Raw genomic sequence first — 622 nt, 5'->3', positions numbered from 1 at the left:
GACAGCCATGGCTTCGGCCACGGTGGTCTTGCCTTCGACCGCCAGCTGCACCGCATGGCGCCGCAGTGTCCAGCCATTCATCTGGCGCTCGGCTTCGCGGATGAATGCCTGCGGATTGCTTTCCGAGGCGATGTCGGCCAGCGACTGGGTCATTTCCAGCATTTCATACACGCCGATCCGGCCGCGGTAGCCGCTGCTGTTGCAATGGCTGCATCCGCGGCCATGCCGGAAGTCGTGCTCGTCGACCCGGTTGCCCAGTTCCGCCTTGAGCCATTCCCGTTCCAACAGGGAGAGCGCATGCGGCTCGTCGCAGACGTCGCAGATCACCCGCACCAGGCGCTGCGCCAGCACCAGCTGCAACGCCGAGGCCATGATGTAGGGCGGCACGCCCATGTCCAGCAGGCGGTTTGGCGTGCTGACGGCGTCATTGGTATGCAGCGTGGAGAACACGAGGTGCCCGGTCAGGGCGGCGCGCATGCCGATCTGCGCGGTTTCCTGGTCGCGCATCTCGCCCACCAGCACCACGTCGGGGTCCTGGCGCAGCGAGGCGCGCAGCACGCGGGCAAAGTCCAGCTCGATCTTGTCGTTCACCTGCACCTGGTTCACGCCCGCCAGCTTGTAT

General features: G+C 65.9%; 1 protein-coding gene. It reads right to left on the bottom strand.

Translation table 11 applies throughout. The features are described 5' to 3' along the window. Positions 1-622, bottom strand: a 622-nt coding sequence (locus JK635_RS29090) for an ATPase, T2SS/T4P/T4SS family (RefSeq protein ID WP_202655653.1), incomplete at both ends; no start/stop codon positions are given.

Origin of the sequence: Neobacillus paridis (assembly GCF_016765675.1) — a bacterium.
In the GTDB taxonomy this organism is placed as follows: Bacteria; Bacillota; Bacilli; order Bacillales; family Cytobacillaceae; genus Neobacillus; species Neobacillus paridis.
This window is presented reverse-complemented; position numbering and strand designations above follow the sequence as displayed.